Here is a 1,160-nt window from a genome sequence, read left to right on the forward strand (position 1 = left end):
CCCTCGCGGTGTTGTAACTCAAGACTCCGAATCATGGCTAAACCTTCATCCCTTGAGCTGCTCCCAGCCCCTGCCTGGCATGCCCTGTCGGAGGAGCAAGCCATCCAGGAACTCCTCGGAGAGGAGATGTCTTTGGCGGGGCTGTTGGAAAAGGGCCTCTCTCAAGCTGAAGTGGAGAAGAGGCAGCGGCAATACGGCCCCAATGAGCTGAAAGCCAAAGCTGCAACGCCGGCCTGGGTCAAGTTTCTGCAGCAGTTTAACCAGTCCCTCCTTTATATCCTGATGGTGGCTGGGGCGGTCAAGGCGTTCCTGGGATCCTGGCGCAACGCCATCGTGATCTGGGCGGTGGTGGTGATCAACGCCCTCATCAGCTACATCCAAGAGGCCAAGGCGGAGGAGGCAATTGCCGCCCTGGCCAAGTCGGTGGTGACTGAAGTCACGGTGCTGCGGGAGGGGCAGAAAGTGCGGCTGCCCTCGCGGGAGCTGGTGCCGGGGGATGTGGTGCTCTTGAGCTCGGGAGACAGGGTGCCCGCCGACCTGCGCCTGCTGAGTGCGCGCAACTTGCAGGTGGACGAATCGGCCCTCACGGGAGAGTCGGTGCCGGTGGAAAAACGGCTGGGATCCCTCCCTGAAGACACGCCTTTGGCCGACCGCCAGAACATGGCTTACGCCGGCAGCTTCGTCACCTTTGGCCAAGGGGCGGGGGTGGTGGTGGCCATCGGCAACCAGACCCAAACAGGTCGCATCTCCCAGCTCATTGAAGAAGGGGGATCCCTGCAAACTCCCCTGACGCGCAAGTTTGAGGCCTTCAGCCTGACCTTGCTGAAAATTATCCTCACCTTGGCTGCGTTCACTTTTTTGGTGGGGCTGGTGCAGGGCCAAGCGGCAGCAAGCGTCTTTGAAGCGGCAGTGGCGCTGGCGGTGAGTGCTATTCCCGAAGGCTTGCCGGCGGTAGTTACCGTAACCCTGGCCATTGGGGTTTCCCGCATGGCCCGCCGCCATGCCATCATCCGCAAGTTGCCGGCGGTAGAAACCCTGGGCAGCGCCACGGTGATTTGCTCGGACAAAACCGGCACCCTCACAGAAAACCAGATGACGGTGCAGGCCATCTACGCCGGATCCCGGCTCTACCGGGTTACCGGCAGTGGCTACAGCCCCCA

At 61.7% G+C, this 1,160-nt stretch carries 1 protein-coding gene; it reads left to right on the forward strand.

Features of this window, described 5'->3' with window-relative positions:
• Positions 1–33: 33 nt before the first annotated feature.
• The coding region (locus NW863_RS12690) for a cation-translocating P-type ATPase (RefSeq protein WP_414366794.1) at positions 34–1,160 on the forward strand (1,127 nt) is incomplete at its 3' end.

The sequence above is a fragment of the Synechococcus sp. B60.1 genome (genome assembly GCF_047462555.1).
GTDB lineage: Bacteria > Cyanobacteriota > Cyanobacteriia > Thermostichales > Thermostichaceae > Thermostichus.